General features: G+C 46.2%; 1 protein-coding gene. It reads left to right on the top strand.

Translation table 11 applies throughout. From position 1 onward, the window contains the following. Positions 1–20 precede the first annotated feature (20 nt). On the top strand, positions 21–236 hold a 216-nt coding region (locus tag SB756_RS35405), incomplete at its 3' end, for a DeoR family transcriptional regulator (protein ID WP_410913924.1).

Here is a 236-nt window from a genome sequence, read left to right as displayed (position 1 = left end):
ACGTTATAAGAATTACAGCGATGAATTCCCGACAACAAACTATTCTACAGATGGTCATTGACCAGGGTCAGGTTAGCGTAACCGATCTGGCAAAAGCCACTGGAGTTTCTGAAGTTACCATTCGCCAGGATCTCAACACACTCGAAAAACTGAGTTACCTCCGCCGTGCACATGGCTTTGCTGTTTCGCTTGATAGTGATGACGTCGAAACCCGTATGATGAGCAACTATACGCTG

Origin of the sequence: Pseudomonas sp. SIMBA_068 (assembly GCF_046534705.1) — a bacterium.
In the GTDB taxonomy this organism is placed as follows: Bacteria; Pseudomonadota; Gammaproteobacteria; order Pseudomonadales; family Pseudomonadaceae; genus Aquipseudomonas; species Aquipseudomonas putida.
This window is presented reverse-complemented; position numbering and strand designations above follow the sequence as displayed.